Source organism: Rhodovulum sp. PH10, from assembly GCF_000293785.1.
Classification (GTDB): Bacteria; Pseudomonadota; Alphaproteobacteria; order Rhizobiales; family Xanthobacteraceae; genus Rhodoplanes.
Genome location: NZ_AKZI01000015.1, coordinates 1 through 310, shown reverse-complemented (window position 1 = coordinate 310; position 310 = coordinate 1). Strand labels below are relative to the sequence as shown.

General features: G+C 69.0%; 1 protein-coding gene. It reads right to left on the bottom strand.

Going from position 1 to position 310, the window contains the following annotated elements:
- On the bottom strand, positions 1 to 283 hold a 283-nt coding region (locus tag A33M_RS03535), incomplete at its 3' end, for a transposase (RefSeq protein ID WP_192814086.1).
- Positions 284 to 310 lie beyond the last annotated feature (27 nt).

Below are 310 nucleotides of genomic sequence, written 5' to 3'. Positions count from 1 at the left end.
CGGCCGGCGGCACATAGGCGACGATGCCGTCCTCCTCGCAGCGTTTCAGCGTGGCTCCGTTGTAGTAACCGGCATCGGCCACCACGGTCAGCGTCTCGGCCGCCAGGGCTTCGCGCGCCGCCCGCGCCATTGGGTGGAGCTGGCCGGCGTCGTTGCCATCGTTGACCACCTCGCTCGCCACGAGCAGCTTGTGGGCATCGTCGACGGCGATCTGGACGTTGTAGCCAGCGACCGTCTGGCCGGTCTTGGTCAGAAGCCGCACATCGGCATCGGTGCGCGACACCTGCGTCTCGCCGGTCTCGGCCAACCG